Origin of the sequence: Psychrobacter sp. Arc29, from assembly GCF_041431175.1 — a bacterium.
In the GTDB taxonomy this organism is placed as follows: Bacteria; Pseudomonadota; Gammaproteobacteria; order Pseudomonadales; family Moraxellaceae; genus Psychrobacter.
In genome coordinates this window covers 60178-78700 of record NZ_JASMRR010000007.1, presented here as the reverse complement: position 1 = coordinate 78700, position 18523 = coordinate 60178, and the positions used below count along the sequence as shown (strand labels likewise).

27 protein-coding genes are annotated in these 18523 nt (G+C 44.5%); 24 read left to right on the top strand and 3 right to left on the bottom strand.

Features of this window, described 5'->3' with window-relative positions; translation table 11 throughout:
* Positions 1 to 38 precede the first annotated feature (38 nt).
* From gatB to gatC, 3 genes are all read right to left on the bottom strand, one after another.
* A complete protein-coding gene (gatB, locus tag QO189_RS10530) occupies positions 39 to 1565 on the bottom strand; it encodes an Asp-tRNA(Asn)/Glu-tRNA(Gln) amidotransferase subunit GatB (RefSeq protein WP_371532679.1) in 1527 nt (508 codons plus the stop codon).
* The gene (gene gatA, locus QO189_RS10525) at positions 1565 to 3061 is read right to left on the bottom strand and encodes an Asp-tRNA(Asn)/Glu-tRNA(Gln) amidotransferase subunit GatA (protein ID WP_371532678.1); all 1497 of its coding nucleotides are present in this window, start codon (positions 3059 to 3061) and stop codon (positions 1565 to 1567) included. The genes gatB and gatA overlap by 1 nt, the downstream gene beginning before the upstream one ends.
* A gap of 94 nt (positions 3062 to 3155) precedes the next feature.
* A complete protein-coding gene (gene gatC, locus QO189_RS10520; protein WP_371532677.1) occupies positions 3156 to 3470 on the bottom strand; it encodes an Asp-tRNA(Asn)/Glu-tRNA(Gln) amidotransferase subunit GatC in 315 nt (104 codons plus the stop codon).
* A 627-nt stretch (positions 3471 to 4097) separates the two neighbouring features.
* Here gatC and QO189_RS10515 point away from each other — a divergent pair.
* From QO189_RS10515 to rpsE, 24 genes are all read left to right on the top strand, one after another.
* On the top strand, positions 4098 to 5126 hold the full coding sequence (locus tag QO189_RS10515) for a rod shape-determining protein (protein WP_238038740.1): 1029 nt from the start codon (positions 4098 to 4100) through the stop codon (positions 5124 to 5126).
* 227 nt (positions 5127 to 5353) lie between these two features.
* Positions 5354 to 6211, top strand: coding sequence for a rod shape-determining protein MreC (mreC, locus tag QO189_RS10510; protein WP_371532676.1), 858 nt, complete (start codon positions 5354 to 5356; stop codon positions 6209 to 6211).
* Positions 6212 to 6338: 127 nt separating this feature from the next.
* Complete coding sequence (gene mreD, locus QO189_RS10505; protein WP_371532675.1) at positions 6339 to 6824, top strand: rod shape-determining protein MreD; 486 nt, start codon at positions 6339 to 6341, stop codon at positions 6822 to 6824.
* 74 nt (positions 6825 to 6898) lie between these two features.
* Entirely contained in the window at positions 6899 to 7585 is a 687-nt protein-coding gene (locus QO189_RS10500) for a nucleoside triphosphate pyrophosphatase (RefSeq protein WP_371532674.1), read from the top strand.
* A 120-nt stretch (positions 7586 to 7705) separates the two neighbouring features.
* A complete protein-coding gene (locus QO189_RS10495; RefSeq protein WP_371532673.1) occupies positions 7706 to 9310 on the top strand; it encodes a ribonuclease E/G in 1605 nt (534 codons plus the stop codon).
* Between the two features lie 408 nt (positions 9311 to 9718).
* On the top strand, positions 9719 to 10030 hold the full coding sequence (gene rpsJ / locus QO189_RS10490; protein WP_010196670.1) for a 30S ribosomal protein S10: 312 nt from the start codon (positions 9719 to 9721) through the stop codon (positions 10028 to 10030).
* A 49-nt stretch (positions 10031 to 10079) separates the two neighbouring features.
* Entirely contained in the window at positions 10080 to 10718 is a 639-nt protein-coding gene (gene rplC, locus QO189_RS10485) for a 50S ribosomal protein L3 (RefSeq protein ID WP_371532672.1), read from the top strand.
* 14 nt (positions 10719 to 10732) lie between these two features.
* Positions 10733 to 11335: a 50S ribosomal protein L4 gene (gene rplD, locus QO189_RS10480; protein ID WP_075106934.1), complete on the top strand. Its 603-nt coding sequence runs from the start codon at positions 10733 to 10735 to the stop codon at positions 11333 to 11335.
* A complete protein-coding gene (gene rplW, locus QO189_RS10475; protein ID WP_319052268.1) occupies positions 11332 to 11682 on the top strand; it encodes a 50S ribosomal protein L23 in 351 nt (116 codons plus the stop codon). Before rplD ends, rplW begins: the two co-directional genes overlap by 4 nt.
* A gap of 11 nt (positions 11683 to 11693) precedes the next feature.
* Entirely contained in the window at positions 11694 to 12521 is an 828-nt protein-coding gene (gene rplB, locus QO189_RS10470) for a 50S ribosomal protein L2 (protein ID WP_058025575.1), read from the top strand.
* A gap of 12 nt (positions 12522 to 12533) precedes the next feature.
* A complete protein-coding gene (rpsS, locus tag QO189_RS10465; protein WP_010196682.1) occupies positions 12534 to 12809 on the top strand; it encodes a 30S ribosomal protein S19 in 276 nt (91 codons plus the stop codon).
* A 10-nt stretch (positions 12810 to 12819) separates the two neighbouring features.
* Positions 12820 to 13149 carry a 50S ribosomal protein L22 gene (rplV, locus tag QO189_RS10460; RefSeq protein ID WP_021813373.1) on the top strand — a complete coding sequence of 110 codons (330 nt, stop codon included), beginning with the start codon at positions 12820 to 12822 and terminating at the stop codon, positions 13147 to 13149.
* 3 nt (positions 13150 to 13152) lie between these two features.
* Positions 13153 to 13881 carry a 30S ribosomal protein S3 gene (gene rpsC, locus QO189_RS10455; RefSeq protein WP_201599216.1) on the top strand — a complete coding sequence of 243 codons (729 nt, stop codon included), beginning with the start codon at positions 13153 to 13155 and terminating at the stop codon, positions 13879 to 13881.
* A gap of 3 nt (positions 13882 to 13884) precedes the next feature.
* Complete coding sequence (gene rplP / locus QO189_RS10450; protein WP_010196693.1) at positions 13885 to 14298, top strand: 50S ribosomal protein L16; 414 nt, start codon at positions 13885 to 13887, stop codon at positions 14296 to 14298.
* A complete protein-coding gene (rpmC, locus tag QO189_RS10445; RefSeq protein ID WP_110923946.1) occupies positions 14298 to 14495 on the top strand; it encodes a 50S ribosomal protein L29 in 198 nt (65 codons plus the stop codon). The genes rplP and rpmC overlap by 1 nt, the downstream gene beginning before the upstream one ends.
* Positions 14492 to 14767, top strand: a complete 276-nt coding sequence (rpsQ, locus tag QO189_RS10440) for a 30S ribosomal protein S17 (protein ID WP_021813375.1) — start codon at positions 14492 to 14494, stop codon at positions 14765 to 14767. Before rpmC ends, rpsQ begins: the two co-directional genes overlap by 4 nt.
* Positions 14768 to 14950: 183 nt before the next feature.
* On the top strand, positions 14951 to 15319 hold the full coding sequence (gene rplN / locus QO189_RS10435) for a 50S ribosomal protein L14 (RefSeq protein WP_010196702.1): 369 nt from the start codon (positions 14951 to 14953) through the stop codon (positions 15317 to 15319).
* Positions 15320 to 15327: 8 nt separating this feature from the next.
* Positions 15328 to 15645 (top strand): 50S ribosomal protein L24, encoded by a 318-nt coding sequence (gene rplX / locus QO189_RS10430; protein WP_011279796.1) that lies wholly within the window; start codon positions 15328 to 15330, stop codon positions 15643 to 15645.
* A 21-nt stretch (positions 15646 to 15666) separates the two neighbouring features.
* Positions 15667 to 16203: a 50S ribosomal protein L5 gene (rplE, locus tag QO189_RS10425; RefSeq protein WP_057758706.1), complete on the top strand. Its 537-nt coding sequence runs from the start codon at positions 15667 to 15669 to the stop codon at positions 16201 to 16203.
* A 12-nt stretch (positions 16204 to 16215) separates the two neighbouring features.
* Positions 16216 to 16521: a 30S ribosomal protein S14 gene (gene rpsN, locus QO189_RS10420; RefSeq protein WP_193006033.1), complete on the top strand. Its 306-nt coding sequence runs from the start codon at positions 16216 to 16218 to the stop codon at positions 16519 to 16521.
* An 11-nt stretch (positions 16522 to 16532) separates the two neighbouring features.
* Positions 16533 to 16931, top strand: coding sequence for a 30S ribosomal protein S8 (rpsH, locus tag QO189_RS10415; RefSeq protein ID WP_057758708.1), 399 nt, complete (start codon positions 16533 to 16535; stop codon positions 16929 to 16931).
* Positions 16932 to 17107: 176 nt separating this feature from the next.
* Complete coding sequence (gene rplF / locus QO189_RS10410) at positions 17108 to 17641, top strand: 50S ribosomal protein L6 (RefSeq protein WP_201599217.1); 534 nt, start codon at positions 17108 to 17110, stop codon at positions 17639 to 17641.
* Between the two features lie 11 nt (positions 17642 to 17652).
* Positions 17653 to 18003, top strand: a complete 351-nt coding sequence (gene rplR, locus QO189_RS10405) for a 50S ribosomal protein L18 (protein WP_057758713.1) — start codon at positions 17653 to 17655, stop codon at positions 18001 to 18003.
* 2 nt (positions 18004 to 18005) lie between these two features.
* Complete coding sequence (gene rpsE / locus QO189_RS10400) at positions 18006 to 18521, top strand: 30S ribosomal protein S5 (protein WP_010196711.1); 516 nt, start codon at positions 18006 to 18008, stop codon at positions 18519 to 18521.
* Positions 18522 to 18523 lie beyond the last annotated feature (2 nt).

The following is an 18523-nucleotide window of genomic DNA, read 5'->3' as shown; positions in this document are numbered from 1 at the left end:
TGCCCAGTATAGTCAGTCTAACTGCTGCGCCGCTCGTGTTAACCCAACAATTCTTTTAGAATTTGGTTCACTTGCTGCGGGTTAGCACTACCGCGGCTGGCTTTCATGACTTGACCGACCAGACCGTTAAAGGCTTTCTCTTTACCGCCGCGATATTCTTCGACCATCGCTTCATTTTTTGCGATGACTTCTTCGACCATTGCTTTGATAGCACCAGTATCAGTTTCTTGCTTGAGGCCTTTGTCTTTGATGATTTTGTCTGCTGCATCATCATCGTTGCCGCCTTCACGCTCATATAGCGCACTAAAGACTTTCTTAGCCAATTTGCCAGATAGCGTGTCATCTTTGATACGCTTCAGCATGCCAGCCAGTTGTTTGGCGCTGATAGGGGAGTCGATGATATCTGTGTCATCTTTGTTCAGTGCGCCGAGTAAGTCACCCATGACCCAGTTGCCAGCCATTTTGGCATCTGCTTGCCCAACTTCTGCGACCACAGCTTCGAAATAATCGGCAATTTGACGACTACCAGTCAAGATACGAGCGTCATATTCTGACAGACCAAGCGCTTCTTCAAAACGTGCACGGCGAGCGACAGGTAGCTCTGGCATTGCTGCTTTAATCGCATCAACCGTATGCTGCTCGATACGGACAGGTAGCAGGTCAGGATCAGGGAAGTAGCGATAGTCGTTGGCGTCTTCTTTGGTACGCATGGTACGCGTTTCGTCACGCTCTGGATCATATAGCATCGTCGCTTGAACGACTTTGCCACCATCTTCTAAGATATCGATTTGACGCTCGATTTCACGATTGATAGCACGCTCGATGAAGCGGAACGAGTTTAGGTTCTTTAGCTCAGTACGCGTACCAAGATCAGCGCCTGGCTTGCGTACAGAGACGTTACAGTCACAGCGGAATGAGCCTTCAGCCATTACTGCGTCTGAGATACCTAGCCATGTGACTAGCTGATGAATGGCTTTGATGTAGGCAAGCGCCTCGTGAGCCGAGCGCATGTCTGGCTCAGAGACGATTTCGATTAGTGGCGTGCCAGCACGGTTCAAATCCACACCCGTCATACCATCGACTGCGTCATGGACAGATTTACCTGCATCTTCTTCTAGATGCGCGCGAGTGATACCCATACGTTTAGGATATTCGTTCTTTTCGCCCTCATTGACTACAACATCGATGTAACCTTCACCCACGATAGGATTGGCCATTTGGGTGATTTGATAGCCTTTAGGCAAGTCAGGGTAAAAGTAGTTCTTACGATCAAACGTATTAAATAGACCCAACTCAGCATTGACACCGATACCGAATTTTAGCGCGCGATCGACCACGCCAGCATTTAGTACTGGTAATACGCCAGGCAGACCCAAATCAACGATACTTGCTTGGCTATTTGGCTCATGACCAAAGTCAGTCGGCGCACTTGAGAAAATCTTACTTTCTGTATTCAGCTGGCAGTGAATCTCGATACCGATGACCACTTCATAGCCATCGACGAATAGCTCTTTACGCACGGCGTGCTCGCGGACGGCATTGTTATCAGTAGTTACTGTACTCATTATACCGTCTCCTTTGCGATGGCTGAGTGTTGTAAGTGATGGTCGGTATGCTGCTGGAACAGATGCGCAGTTGTGAGTAGTTGACTCTCTTGCCAGTGCTTACCGATTAATTGCAGGCCAATAGGTAGACCTTCTTTAGTCAAACCAACTGGTTGGCTAAGTGCAGGTAGACCCGCTAGGTTGACCGCGATGGTATAAACGTCACCCAAATACATCGTCGCAGGATCAAGGTTGTCAGTAAGCTTGTAAGCAGCCGTCGGTGCAGTTGGACTAGCAATCACATCACAGCTAGCGAATGCTTCATCAAAGTCTTTGACGATTAAGCGACGGATTTTTTGTGCTTTAGTATAGTAAGCATCGAAATAGCCAGCCGATAGCGCATAAGTCCCTGTCAAGATACGGCGCTGTACTTCAGGGCCAAAGCCTTCAGAACGTGAGCGCGTATATAGATCGATAAGGTCCGTTGGGTTTTCACAGCGATAGCCAAAACGTACGCCATCGAAGCGTGACAGGTTAGATGATGCTTCAGCAGGCGCTAGCATATAATAGGTGGCAAGCGTGATCTCAGGATCAGTGATGTTTACTTCTACAATCGTTGCGCCAAGCTCTTCGTATTTTTTGAGCGCGGCACGTGCTGCTTGTTCGACTTCGCTATCAAGCCCTGTGCCGAAGTACTCTTTAGCCACACCAATACGCAAGCCAGCAAATGGCTTATCACCAGCCGCAGCTTGGGCATCATTGATATCTTGTACGTAGTCAGGCATATCGTATTTGATCGAAGTGGCATCGCGCGGATCGTGACCAATCATTGGCTGTAGCAAATAAGCGCAATCTTTTGCACTGTGTCCCATGCTACCAGCTTGATCCAAACTTGAGGCATAGGCAATCATACCAAAGCGTGACACACGGCCATAAGTAGGCTTGATACCCGTTAGGCCACAGAATGAGGCGGGCTGACGAATAGAGCCACCTGTATCACTACCAGTCGCAACAGGGACAAAACCTGCGGCAACCGCGGCAGCACTACCACCTGATGAGCCACCAGGGACACGCTCTAGGTTCCAAGGATTTTGTACGGTGCCATAGTATGAGCTGCTGTTATCTGAGCCCATCGCAAACTCATCCATGTTGAGCTTACCTAAGCTAATCATGCCAGCGTTGTCGATGTTAGAGACGATAGTTGCATTATATGGTGAGACAAAGTTATGCAGCATCTTTGAGCCACAAGTGGTCAAGACGCCTTGGGTACAAAAGATGTCTTTGTGCGCCATCGGTACGCCAAGTAGCGGACGCTTGTCGCCCTGGGCACGCATCTCGTCAGCGGCTTTTGCTTGTGCGCGTGCTGTCTCAGAGGTATGCGTGATAAAGCTATTGATCTTGCTGTCTAGCGCGTCGATGCGCTTGATGTAATGCTCGGTTAATTCTGCGCTGCTAAATTGTTTGTCTTGTAAGCCCATAATGAGCTGATCGGTACTTAATAGATGAAGTTCAGACATAAGGTGTCGTCCGTCAAAATGTTAATAGCATAAAATAAGATGAGATGATGGCAAATACGTGATCAGAGGAACCAATCACTGTCATATGACATAATTATTCGATTACCTGTGGCACCAGATACAAGCCTTCTTCAACGGCAGGCGCGACCGATTGATTGCGCTCGCGTTCGATATCGTGCTTGGCCACATCAACACGCAGCTCTTGGCAAGCTTCGTGGATATTGGCTAATGGCTTGATATCTGTGGTATCTACGTTAGATAGCGTGTTCATAAGTTTTAATACTTTACTGATATCGTCGGCATAGCTATCGGCCGTGCTTTCATCGACACCCAAGCGCGCAAGGTTGGCCACTTCTAGAATTTCTTCACGGCTGACAGTGTTGTCAGACGTTGCTGATTGCTGAGACATAGTTTCTCCAGTTAAGGACAGTTTTTGTTAGAGTAGGGATAAGGCAAATATATAAGCGCTCAAATGTAATTGGCTATAAAGTTGGCTTATTATAAAGCATCTGACTCAAGTTTACAGAGTATGAGGCTTGATTGATGCACAATATCAATCAATACACCATATCAATCAGGGCAGAGTGCTGACATAGCAATACACAAATACTTGCAAAACTGACCGAATAATTCATGATTGATTTTCAATTGCTTCCCAATTAGGTTCTAAAATACGTTACAGTATGCACCTACTATTAAGTAAAGCAATTATCTGCCTGTAGAGCCTTGTTAGTTATCACATTAAAAGCGGTTTCATTGAGTTGAATGATAGTCACTACTATTTCAAACTTTGTAACAACTTTTAGCGTCTCAGACAAAAATCCTTGCTTACTGATGCAAATACCTATGTTTTTTTTGAGCTAAATCGGTATAATTTAGCTCAGTTTTTCATAGCATCATTATTGCTTAGGTTTGACTGGTTGCGATGATTCACTTTCGCTCCCGTTAATGTCTAACGACGACCTGCTCAACACTGACGAGTAACACCTCAGTCAATCCCATTCGCCTCATTCGTAAGACGCTGGATATATTAGTCATGAACCTGTTTGGATTTTTATCAAATAATATCGCTATCGACCTCGGTACTGCGAACACCCTTATTTTTATTCCTAATAAAGGCGTCGTACTTGACGAGCCTACGGTGGTCGCATTACGAAGCAATCGTACTCAAAACCCGACCGTCGCTGCTGTGGGTATCGATGCCAAGCAAATGCTGGGTCGTACGCCTGCCAATATCACAGCGATTCGCCCGCTAAAAGACGGTGTGATTGCTGATTTTGAAGTGACGCAAAAAATGCTAAAACACTTCATCACTAAGGTAAAAGCCAAGCGTTTTATGGCACAGCCTAACGTGGTGGTATGTGTGCCATGTAAGTCTACCTTGGTTGAGCGTAAGGCGATTCGTGAGGCAGTATCATCAGCAGGCGCGAGCAAAGTATTATTGCTAGAAGAGCCAATGGCTGCGGCTATCGGTGCTGGCATGCCTGTTCATGAGGCCAGTGGTTCTATGGTCGTTGATATCGGTGGTGGTACAACTGAGATTGCCGTTATCGCGCTATCTGGTTGCGTCTATGCTGAGTCTATCCGTATCGGTGGCGACATGTTTGATGAGGCGATTATTACACACGTACGCCGTACACATGGTTGTGTGATTGGTGAGACGACCGCTGAACGCATCAAAAAAGAAGTTGGCTCTGCATTGAATGAAGACAGCAAGCTAGAGGTAGAAGTGCGCGGTCGTAGTATGGCAGAAGGCGTACCAAAGACCTTTATCGTCAATTCAGAAGAAGTACAAAAAGCATTGACTGACCCATTAAGCGGTATTATCAGCGCTGTAAAAGTTGCCCTTGAGCAGACACCGCCAGAGTTGTCATCGGACATCGCAGAGCGTGGTATCGTGTTGACAGGTGGTGGCGCATTGCTACGCGATCTTGACAAGCTTATCTCACAAGAGACTGGCTTACCAGTGACGGTAGCAGAAGACCCATTAACCTGCGTTAGCCGTGGTGGTGGTATCGCCCTTGATTTTATCAATAACAAAAGCTTGAACATGATTTTTGTTTAAACAGCTTTTGCTCATGAGCGTTATGCCCACATACCTTTGCTATCGCTATTATCCCGCTTCAGGATGGCTGACATAGCCCATGAGATGACAAGTAAATAACATTAAAGGTAGCCAATTGCGCTGCCTTTAATTGCATTAATCCATGCTAGAACCTAATATCACCGATAAACATTCATGCTCTAAATAAGTGCTATTGCTCATTTTAGAATTCTTAAATTAGACGACTTATGACTCCAAGTATCTTTGCGCGCCAAGCGTTATCACTTCGTAAGACTGCCATTGTATTGATAGCAGCCTTAGTACTGATGTGGTTTGATAGCAAAAACTCGGAATGGTTCAATCCAGTACGTAGTACCAGTCATGCTGCCATGCAGCCTATTTATGAGATGTCTTTATTACCGAGCTATGCCAAGCATTGGGCGAGTGGTAGTTTGCAGTCAAAAGAAGCGCTGCGCCGCGAAAACATGCAACTAAAATCACAACTCATTCATGCACATGCCAAACTGCAGCAACAAGATTATATCTTGGCGCAAAACGCGCGTTTGCAGGGGATTTTATCAACCACTAAGCCTGAGCAGTTTGATCTCAACTTAGCTCAAGTCATTGGTACAGATACCAACTTACTCAGACAGATTGTTGTGCTCAATAAAGGCAAGCAAGATGGTGTACAAGTGGGACAAACGGTCATCGATGAAGATGGTATTTTAGGACAGATCATTAACGTCTATCCTAATACAAGCCGTTTGCTATTGATTACAGATGAGCAGCAGTCAGTGGCTGTCACTGTCAAACGTACTGGTCAGCGTGCTATCGTAACAGGCCAAGGTATCCCATCTGCACTGAGCCTAAACTATGTCTTTAAGACTTCAGATGTGCGTGTGGGTGATGAGTTGGTATCATCTGGTTTGGGTGGGCGAATTCCAGCGGGCTATCGTGTTGGACGTATTGCCCACATCAAAGATGAGCAAGCGGATAATTTTAGAAGTATCGAGGTTACGCCCTCTGCAAACTTTATTGATAATGCGTACGTATTGATACTCCAAGACAAGCTACTCAATAAAAATAACACTGCTATTGGTCAGTAGCAAAGATACATTAACACTTTATGCAAAACTACCAAATGGCTCATCAAATTTTTTATCCATAGTATCCTATCAGTATTCAATCAACCATATCACAGTAGCCACTATACAATCGCTAAGGTAAGTACTCATGTCGTATCCTGATTCTGAGAATTCAACGGCACTGTTGATTGTGGTCATTGTTCTAAGCTTTATTATTGCTTCATCGCTCAATATCTATCCATTAAGCCCAAGTATGGCAACACTACGGCCCATGATTATGATCATGGTGCTGATATATTGGTTACTATTCCAGCCGCGCTATGTGGGTATCTTTACCGCATTTATTATTGGGCTTATTGCAGATTTGCTGATGGACACCCATCTAGGACAGCAAGCCTTTGCCGCTGTCGTGGTGGCATTAGTGATCAAAATTACTAGTATCTATGTTAGACAACTAAATACCATCAGCGCATGGTTGATAGCCAGTTTAGGGTTAGTTGTTTTTCAGCTAAATTTATGGATGCTGCAGATGTTTATCCAAAATACTTTTATCGCAAAATCTGCTTTGTCGCTTATGATGAGTATCATCAGCTGGCCACTTGTCTTACTGGCTCTACGCAAGTTTGCGCGTTAATGATGTTTATTAACTTATCTATAAAGTATCTAAAAAATACATACCTAATAAATCTGTAAATGAAGAGAAGAGCGATGGATATCATTTTAGCGTCTGGTTCGCCGCGTCGTCGAGAGCTACTAGAAAGAGCACAGTTAGATTTTAGAGTGTTGAGCGTAGATATTGATGAAACGCCGCAAGATGATGAATTACCCAAAGACTATATTGAACGTATGGTCGCTACCAAAGCCATAACTGCCACAGAGCAACTAAACGAAACGTTAAATACTAATAAAGACACTTCTGCCGAATCAATTATCATTTTAACCTCTGATACCATCGGTGTGTTACCAGATGGCAAGACAGTACTGGTCAAACCGACCGATCGTGAGCATGCTTATAGCATGTGGCAGCAGATGTCAGATAATATCCATGAAGTATGGACTGCCGTACAAGCCACCAAAATACAGCGGCTACCTAAAGTAACAGAACACAATGCATCAGAGCACACTCAAGCGTTTCAAATTATCGATCAGCAGCAAATTACTGAGCGTACAGAAGTGACCTTCATACCATTGACTACAGAGATGATGAGTAATTATTGGGACAGTGGGGAGCCTGCTGATAAAGCGGGTGGGTATGGTATTCAGGGTTTGGGTGCTGCTTGGGTGAGTCGTATCAACGGCAGCTATACCAATGTCGTTGGGTTGCCATTGGCGCAAACGCTGGCCTTAATTAAAGACATGATAGAAGGCAGTGAGGATATCGTTGATCCGTTATAATTATATATGCACATAATGACACGGTAGGGCAATGGGCAAGAGCAAGGCGCATTTGTTACACTGTCAATCTAATAGACGATGACCGTCTGATAAGAAAGCTGAGAGATAAGAGAAAAAACTATGTCCGAAGAGCTGCTGATTAATATTAGTCCAATGGAATCCCGTGTTGCGGTTTTAGATAATGGCATCTTGGGTGAGATTTATATTGAGCGACATCACAAACTGGGTTTGGTCGGCAATATTTATCTGGGTACAGTTGTACGTGTCCTTCCAGGCATGCAGGCAGCCTTTGTCGATATCGGTCAATCGCGGACAGCATTTTTACATGTCAATGATATGCAGCGTGAGCCTCGTCCAGTCACAGAAGACAAAAGCAAAGCCGCTACAAATGACAAAAAAGAAAATAGTGACAATAGCGCCACCATAGAAGCATCCACGGATAGCTTAGCAGTCACACCACCGGTTGTCAGTACTCAAAGTACAGAGGTCGTGTCTGTTTCTAAGACTTTGATTCAGCATCGATTACACGAAAGCCAGCGTATCTTGGTACAAGTCACCAAAGACCAGTTGGGTAGTAAAGGCGCTCGCTTAACCACCAATATATCATTACCATCCCGCTATCTGGTCTATTTGCCATCAAGTGATCATATCGGTATATCACAGCGTATTGATGGTGAAGAAGAGCGCACGCGTCTAAAAACTGAGCTTAGTAGCTTAATGCAAACGGTCAATCTAAAAGGCGGTCTGATCGCTCGTACTGCGGCTGAGCGTGTCCCTGTCGATAAGCTAGAAGAAGATATTTACTATCTGTTGCAGCTGTGGCGTACTATCTGTGCTCGCCGCCAAGAGATCAATCATCACCAGAGCTCAGAACTTATTTATCAAGAACTATCGCTACCACTGCGCTCTATTCGTGACTTGGTACATGCTGATACCGAAAAAGTCATCATTGATAATACGCAAATCTATGAACAAGTCAGATACTTTGCCAAAGAGTTTGTACCGTTTATTTACGATAAAATCGTGCATTATACGGCAGAGCAATCACTGTTTGACGTGCATCGGGTTGAGGATGATTTACGTGACGCATTGAAACGTCGTGTCGACCTAAAGTCTGGTGGCTATCTGATTATTGACCAAACAGAAGCAATGACGACGATTGATGTCAATACAGGCTCTTTTGTAGGCGGTCGCTCATTAGAGGACACCGTTTACAAGACCAACCTAGAAGCCACACATGCTATCGCACGTCAGCTGCGCCTGCGTAACCTAGGCGGCATTATCATTCTTGATTTCATTGATATGCTAGAGCAGCAGCATAAGGATGATGTATTAGAGAGCTTGCAGGCACAGCTAACCCAAGACTATGCCAAAACTAAAATCACACAGGTTAGTGAGCTTGGACTGGTAGAGATGACACGTAAGCGCACGCGTGAATCACTAGGACAACAGCTCTGTGAGCCTTGCTCAACCTGCCAAGGTCGCGGGTTTGTCAAAACGGCAGAGACAGTTTGTTTTGAGATTTTCCGCGAAATCATGCGCTGCGCCCGTACTTATAATTCTCCTAAGAAATTCACAGTAGTGGCTCATGCGGCAGTCATTGATTTATTGCTGACATCAGAGTCAGATACGGTAGCCGATCTAGAGTACCTACTAGGTAGGGTCATTACGTTTGATGTAGAGAATTTATATACTCAAGAACAGTATGATATTGTTTTAGACTGATACCATTAAGTACAGTTAAAATTTTTTGGTGGCAACACGCTGACTGGTAAAGCAGATTTCTGAGAGCTGGTATCTTTCATCCCTTCAGATATTGCCCTTGCAATGTCTAAAATACTGTGTATAATATACACCACTGAATTATATATGCGCAGCCGACTAAAAAGGCTGGCGCTATTACAGCTGGAGCATCGTTTCTAGCACTATTTCATTATGCCTTTGCTGACATCCATTATAGGAGAGTTGGCGGGGCTTTAAACTATTTTGCTTTTGGCACGCTATAAGTTCGGATAAAGAACTCATTCTGGTTAAGAACAGAAGGCCGCTTTAAGTGAATATTTAACCAAACTGCTTTTGATCATGATCTTGCGACGCAAGAATGACGAAAGCACATATTAGGAGCTTGCTGGCATGGCTAACCAGAGAATCCGTATCCGTCTTAAGTCTTTTGATCATCGTCTGATCGATCAATCTGCACAAGAGATTGTTGATACTGCAAAGCGCACCGGTGCGCAAGTTTGTGGTCCTGTACCGTTGCCGACTCGCATTGAGCGCTTCAACGTTCTAACCTCACCACACGTTAACAAAGACGCGCGTGACCAGTACGAAATCCGTACTCACAAGCGTATGGTTGATATCGTTCAGCCTACTGACAAAACTGTGGATGCGCTAATGAAATTAGATTTAGCGGCGGGTGTTGACGTCCAAATTGCTTTGGGTTAATGCACATTACACACCCAACCCATTAATATAAGATATAAAGAGGTCTAAAATGGCGATCGGTTTAGTCGGTAAAAAATGCGGCATGACCCGTGTCTTCACTGAAACAGGCGCATCTATCCCTGTAACAGTGGTTGAGGTCGATGCAAACCGCATTACTCAAGTAAAAAATACTGATGTAGATGGTTACCAAGCCATCCAAATCACCACAGGTACTCGTCGTGACAGCCGCGTAACAGCCGCACAAAAAGGTCACTTCGCGAAAGCTGGCGTTAAAGCTGGCCGTGGTGTTTGGGAATTTCGTGTCAACGATAGCGATCTTGAAGGTCGTGAGATTGGCGGTGAGATTCTAGCTGACTTGTTCGAACAAGGTCAGATGGTTGATGTGACAGGAAACAGTAAAGGTAAAGGCTTCCAGGGTCCTATCAAACGTCACAACTTTAGTATGCAAGATGCTACTCATGGTAACTCAGTGTCTCATCGTGCACATGGTTCAACTGGTCAAAACCAGTCACCAGGTAAAGTATTCAAGGGCAAAAAGATGGCGGGCCAGATGGGTAACAAGCGTGTTACTGTTCAAGGCCTAGAAGTGATTTCGGTTGACGCCGAAAAAGGGTTACTTGTCATCAAGGGTGCTATCCCAGGTGCCACCGGTGGCGATGTTATCGTACGTCCGTCAGTCAAAGCCTAAGCAAGGGGATTAACGTGGATTTAAAAACAGTTACAGGTGCGGCGGTTGAGCTTTCTGATACGGCATTTGGTCGTGAATTCAACGAAGCACTAGTGCATCAAGTCGTCACCGCTTATTTAGCTGGTGCTCGCCAAGGTACACGCGCACAAAAAACCCGTGCCGAAGTTTCAGGCGGTGGTATCAAGCCATGGCGCCAAAAAGGTACTGGTCGCGCTCGTGCGGGCTCTATTCGTAGCCCAATCTGGCGTTCAGGTGGTCGTGCATTCGCTGCAAAACCACAAGATTGGTCACAGAAAGTAAACCGTAAAATGTATCGCGGTGCGATGCAGTGCATCCTAGCAGAATTGATTCGTCAAGAGCGTCTGATTTTGGTAGAAGAGTTGAGCGTTTCTGGGCCGAAAACTAAAGAACTGATTGCAAAGCTAAATGAGCTTGGTGCACCTCGTGCATTAATCGTCACCAAAGAAGTTGACGAGAACTTATACTTAGCTGCTCGCAACATTCCGCACGTCAATGTACTTGGTACAAACGAAGTGGATCCAGTGAGCTTGATCGCATTTGATAAAGTGATCATGTCAGTTGAAGCTGCGAAACAATTTGAGGAAGCACTAGCATGAACAACGCAAGACTTTATCAGGTCTTAAGAGGACCTGTATTCTCAGAAAAATCTCAAATGCTTGGCGACTCACTTGGTGTGCAGGTATTTAAAATTGATTCTAATGCTACTAAGCTTGAAGTCAAGAAAGCAGTTGAGTTGATGTTTGAAGGTGTTGAAGTTACTAAAGTAAACACTTTGAATGTTAAAGGTAAGACAAAGCGTTTTGGTAAAAGCATCGGCCGTCGTAATGACTACAAAAAAGCCTATGTTACCTTAAAAGCTGGTCAAGATGTACAAATGGCTGATGCTGGTGAAGACGTAGCGAACACTACTACTTCTACTAGTGAAACAGCGAATAACGAATAAGGATTACACTCATGCCTATCGTAAGAGCAAAGCCAACATCACCAGGCCGTCGTTTTGTTGAAAAAGTTGTGCATCCACACCTTTATAAAGGTCGTCCTTATGCAGCGCTTCTAGAATCAAAAAGTAAGTCAGGTGGTCGTAACAATAATGGTCGTATCACTACTCGTCACATCGGCGGTGGTCATAAGCAACATTATCGCATTATCGACTTCAAACGTACTAAAGACAATATCCCAGCTGTGGTAGAGCGTATTGAATACGATCCTAACCGTACTGCACATATTGCACTACTTAAGTATGCTGATGGCGAACGTCGTTACATCATCGCTGCTAAGAAACAAGCAGTTGGCGATACAGTAATGTCAGGCGAGACGTCTCCAATTCGTCCAGGTAACTGCTTACCGCTAAAAAACATCCCATTGGGTACTGTGATTCACAATATCGAGCTTAAAATCGGTAAAGGTGCACAGATGGCTCGTTCTGCGGGTGCTAGCGTTCAGTTATTAGGCCGTGACGGTATTTATGCTATTCTACGTCTACGTTCAGGCGAAACACGCCGTGTACACGTAAACTGCCGTGCTGTTATTGGTGAAGTTTCTAACACTGAAAACAACTTGAAATCACTTGGTAAAGCTGGTGCTTCACGTTGGCGTGGTGTTCGTCCTTCAGTTCGTGGTGTCGCTATGAACCCGGTTGATCACCCACATGGTGGTGGTGAAGGTCGTAACAAAGGTCGCCATCCAACTAGCCCTTGGGGTCAGAAGTCTAAAGGACTTAAAACGCGTCATAACAAGCGTACTGACAACATGATCATCCGCCGTCGCGCCAAGAAGAAATAAAGGAAGAATTTCATGCCTCGTTCATTGAAAAAAGGTCCATTCATAGACGCGCACTTATTTGCTAAAGTTGAGAATGCATTAGACACCAACTCACGCAAGCCAATTAAAACTTGGTCGCGCCGCTCGATGATCCTACCACAAATGGTTGGCCTAACTTTATCTGTCCACAATGGCCGTACTCACGTACCGGTTATCGTTAGTGAGCAGATGGTTGGTCATAAACTAGGTGAATTTGCCCCGACTCGTACGTATCGTGGTCATGGCATTGACAAAAAAGCTAAGAGATAAGGTGCTTACCATGGAAGTAACTGCAAAATTACGCGGTGCCGCCATATCGGCACAAAAAGTTAGACTCGTTGCTGATGAAGTTCGTGGCAAATCTATTGAGCGTGCTTTGGATATCCTAACGTATAGCAATAAAAAAGGCGCTGTTTTTGTTAAGAAATGTCTTAACTCAGCCATCGCCAATGCCGAGCATAATCACGGCCTAGATATCGACGACCTTAAAGTCGCCACTATCTATGTTGATGAAGGCATTACGCTAAAACGTATCCTACCACGTGCCAAAGGTCGCGCTGATCGTATCAGCAAGCGTACTTGTCACATCACTATAAAGGTAGGAGAATAAGTTATGGGTCAAAAAGTACATCCAATCGGAATTCGTCTTGGTGTTGTAAAAAAGCATAATGCAAACTGGTATGCTAACCCTAAACAATACTCAGAATACCTAATCAACGACATTCAAGTCCGTGAATATTTACGCAAAAAGCTAGATAACGCAATGATCAGCAACATCATGATCGAGCGTCCTACTGGCGCTGCTAAGATTACCATCGCCACTGCGCGCCCTGGTATCGTTATCGGTAAGAAAGGCGAAGATATCGAAAGACTTCAAAAAGAATTGACCAAAATTATGGGCGTACCTGCTCAGGTCAACATTGAAGAGATCACGTCACCTGACCTTGATGCACGTTTGGTAGCAGAAGGTATCAGTAGCCAGCTTGAGCGTCGTGTTATGTTCCGTCGTGCGATGAAGCGCGCCGTACAAAACAGCATGCGTTCTGGTGCTAAAGGTATTAAAGTTGAGCTGTCTGGTCGTCTTGGCGGTGCTGAGATTGCTCGTAGCGAATGGTATCGTGAAGGCCGTGTGCCATTGCATACCCTTCGTGCTGATATTGACTATGCGTCAATTCGTGCAGAGACAACTTACGGCACCATCGGTGTTAAAGTTTGGATTTTCCGCGGAGAGATCCTTGACGGTATGAATAGTGTTTATAATCCCGTCAAAGAAGAGCAGACTCGTGCGCCAAAACGCCGTGGTCGCGGAAACGGAAACCGTCGAAACTCAGACAGAGGTTAAACTATGTTACAGCCAAAACGTACCAAGTTTCGTAAAATGCACAAAGGTCGTAACACTGGGCTAGCTCATCGTGGAAGCACCGTTGCATTCGGACAAATTGGTCTAAAATCATTGACGCGCGGTCGTATGACAGCCCGTCAAATCGAAGCAGCACGTCGTACCATCACTCGTAAAATTAAGCGTGGCGGTAAGATTTGGATTCGTGTATTCCCAGACAAGCCTATTACCAACAAACCATTAGAAGTACGTATGGGTAAAGGTAAAGGTCCAGTCGAGTATTGGGTATGCGAAATCAAGCCTGGTAAAGTGCTATATGAAATTGAAGGGGTGCCAGAAGAGCTTGCACGTGAAGCTTTCACGCTTGCTGCAGCAAAACTGCCCTTTAAAACTACCATTGTTAAGCGGACGATAATGTAATGAAGATCAGTGAATTACGTGATAAATCATTAGAAGAACTGACCCAGTTACTTGATGAAAAGCAACTTGATGCTTTCCGTATTCGTATGGCTAAAGCAACTGGTCAGTTGGGTAATACCCATGAAGTCAGAGGCAATCGTCGCACGATTGCTCAGCTTCAGACTTTGATCAACGAGAAACAACGAGGCGACTCATGAGCGATAACAATCAAACAGCTACCAATGCTAGCGTATTGACAGGACGAGTTGTCAGCGACAAGATGGACAAGTCCATCACAGTTTTGATTGAGCGTCTGGTTCGTCATCCTTTGTATGGCAAACAGCTTCGTCGTTCTACTAAAATCAAAGCACATGATGAGAACAACGTTTGCCAACAAGGCGACCTTGTCCGTATCAAAGAAACGCGTCCAATCTCAAAAACTAAGTCTTGGACTTTAGTTGATGTGGTTGAAAAAGTAGAAAAAATCTAAGTAAATTGCATTAAAAGCCAGAAGCTGTTAAAATAGCCGCCTTTTTAAGGATGCTGATTGCGCCGAGCGTATATCACTCACATTAAGAGTAAGTCGCGGTTATTTATATTAAAATGCCGTCCTACTCATTCTGTGCTAGCGGCAGCAACTGGTTTTTATTGCTCATACGTGTGGAGTAACGCTATGATTCAGGTTGAGTCAATGCTGGAAGTTGCAGACAATAGCGGTGCAAGGCGAGTTCAGTGCATTAAAGTACTGGGTGGTTCTCATCGTCGTTATGCATCAGTTGGCGACATTATTAAAGTAACGGTTAAAGAAGCCATTCCTCGTGGTCGTGTTAAAAAAGGCGACGTGATGAATGCAGTAGTTGTACGCACCAAAAAAGGCGTTCGTCGTCCAGATGGTTCTGTGTTACGTTTTGATGACAATGCTGCGGTATTGTTGAACCAAAACAAAGCGCCGATTGCAACTCGTATTTTTGGACCGGTAACTCGTGAACTACGTGGTGATCAGTTTATGAAAATTGTATCACTAGCACCAGAAGTATTGTGAGGTAATCCATGTCAAAATTACGTAAAGGCGATACAGTTATCGTGATTGCTGGGAAAGACAAAGGCAAGCAAGGTACTGTACAAGCTGTAAAAAACGATCGTATTAAAGTTGAAGGCATTAATATTGTCACTAAACATCAGAAGCCAAATCAGGCAACTGGCGTTGAAGGTGGTATTCTTAAGCAAGAAGCTTTTTTGCATATCTCAAATGTCGCAATCTTAAATGCGCAAACCCAAAAAGCAGACCGTATTACTTATCAGTTTGGCGAAGACGGCAAGAAACAACGCGTCTATCGTTCAAACGGTGAAGTAGTGGCGACTGCGTAAGACACTAAGGGTGTAATGGTAATGGCAAGATTAAAATCTTTATATAACGATAAATTAAAGCAGCAAATCAAAGAAGATCTTGGTTTGGACAATGTGATGCAAGTGCCTAAAATCACTAAAATCACACTTAACATGGGTGTAGGCGGCGCGTCTCAAGACAAGAAATTGCTTGAAGGTGCTGTAGCTGACATGACCGCTATTGCTGGTCAAAAACCTGTTGTCACCAAAGCGCGTAAATCAGTTGCTGGCTTTAAGATTCGTGAAGAATGGCCAATTGGCTGTAAAGTAACGCTACGCGGTGAGCAAATGTACGAATTTTTAGATCGTCTCGTTGCCATTGCAATTCCTCGTATTCGTGATTTCCGCGGTTTTTCACCTAAAGCTTTTGACGGACGTGGTAACTACTCATTGGGTATCAAAGAACAGATCGTATTCCCAGAAGTAGATTTTGACAAGATTGACCGTATCCGTGGTATGGATGTGACAATCACCACGTCAGCTCAATCTGATGAAGAAGGTCGTGCGTTGCTTAAAGCATTCGGCTTCCCATTTAAATAAGGTAAAGACGTTATGGCAAAGAAGAGCATGATTAACCGCGAATTAAAGCGCGAAAAAATGGTTGCTAAGTATGCTGAAAAGCGTATCAAGCTAAAAGAAACTATCAGTGATATGACTGCAAGTGACGAAGCTCGTATGGAAGCGATGTTAGAGCTACAAGCTCTTCCACGCAACTCATCACCAGTACGTCTGCGTAATCGTTGTGCTATCACCGGTCGTCCTCACGGTTACTTCCGCAAGTTTGGCTTATCACGCAATATGCTGCGTGAGCGTGTCATGCAAGGCGATGTGCCTGGTGTTCGTAAAGCAAGCTGGTAAGGAGTAACTATATGAGTATGCAAGATACCGTTGGGGATATGCTAACCCGTATCCGTAACGCACAAATGGCTAACAAAGTATCGGTAGCAATGCCGAGCTCTAAATTACGTAAATCAATTGCTGATTTGCTAGTTAGCGAAGGTTATGTGGCGAGCGCCGTTGTTACTGAGCAAGAAAACAACAAAGCAACCCTTACTATTGAATTGAAATACTTCGAAGGCCGTGCGGTTATCGAAACTATTCAACGTTATAGCCGTCCTGGTCTTCGCCAGTTCCGCGGTAAAGACGAAATCCCTACTGTTAAGCAAGGTATGGGTGTTGCTATCGTATCTACTAGCCAAGGTATCATGAGCGATCGTGCTGCACGTGCTGCTGGTATCGGTGGTGAAATCGTTGCATTTGTAGCGTAAGCTATACGACGATGAAGTCTATTTGATGTTTGTTAGGCTTCTATCGATTGAGTAATGTTAAATTATTTCAAATTGATAGGTGTCTAACACAATCAACTATGCTAAACTAACACGCTTTTTAGCCTGTTAGTTTTTTCGCTAATATAAAGAAGTTAAATTTTTTAAGGAATATTCCTATGTCTCGTGTGGCTAAAGCCCCAGTGACGCTGCCAAATGGCGTAAGCGTTACTTTGAACGATCGGCAGGTCGAAGTTAAAGGCAAGAACGGTACTATGTCTTTACACCTGCATGAATTGGTCGAGCTGAAACAGGAAGATGATGCTATCATTTTCTCACCTACAGTCGATTCAAAAGAAGCTATGATGCACACTGGCACCATGCGCGCTCTTATTAACAACTATGTTAAAGGCGTGAACGAAGGCTTTGAAAGACGTCTTCAGTTAATTGGTGTTGGTTATCGCGCACAAGTCGCTGGTAACAAAGTAACCTTAAACGTTGGTTACTCTCATCCAGTAGAGTACACGTTACCTGAAGGTGTGTCAGCTGAAACCCCAACGCAAACTGAAATTGTTTTGAAATCAAACAATAAACAGCAGCTTGGTCAAGCAGCGGCTAATATCCGTGGTTTCCGCCCACCTGAGCCTTATAAAGGTAAAGGTATTCGTTATAGTGACGAGCATGTGATTCGCAAAGAAGCTAAGAAAAAATAAGGTGAGTTGAAATGTTTGATAAAAAAGCAGCTCGTCTGCGTCGAGCTAAGAAAACACGCGCACATATCCGTTTCTTAGGCGTTCATCGCTTAACGGTTAACCGCACGTCAAAACATATTTATGCCCAGATTATCTCTCCAAATGGTGGTGAAGTGATTGCTCAGGCATCTACCTTAGACAGCAGCTTGCGTTCAGGCGCGACTGGTAATGCTGATTCAGCAACGTCTGTAGGCCAAATGATCGCAGAACGCGCAAAAGCAGCTGGCATTACTAAAGTTGCCTTTGACCGTAGTGGTTTCAAATATCATGGTCGAGTTAAAGCTTTAGCAGAAGCTGCTCGCGAAAACGGATTGGAGTTTTAATCATGGCTAGAAATGATAAAAATGATAAAAATGAACAGACTGACGGTCTAGTAGAACGCTTAGTTACCGTTGATCGCGTTGCAAAAGTTGTTAAAGGTGGTCGTATTTTCTCTTTCACTGCGTTGACCGTAGTGGGTGATGGTAATGGTCGTGTTGGTTTCGGTCGTGGTAAAGCGCGTGAAGTGCCTGCTGCTATCCAAAAAGCACTAGAAGCTGCCAAACGTAATATGATTACTGTTGAGCTAAATGATGCAACTTTGTATCATCCGATCAAAGCACGTCATGGTGCTAGTAAAGTCTACATGCAGCCTGCATCTGAAGGTACTGGCGTAATCGCTGGTGGCGCAATGCGTGCTGTATTAGAAGTTGCTGGTGTCAAAGATGTTTTGACTAAATGTTATGGTTCTACCAATACTGCTAACGTTGTTCGTGCAACGTTTAACGGTTTACGTGATATGTCAACTCCAGAGAAGATGGCAGCTAAACGTGGTAAATCTGTAGACGAAATCTTGGGTTAACT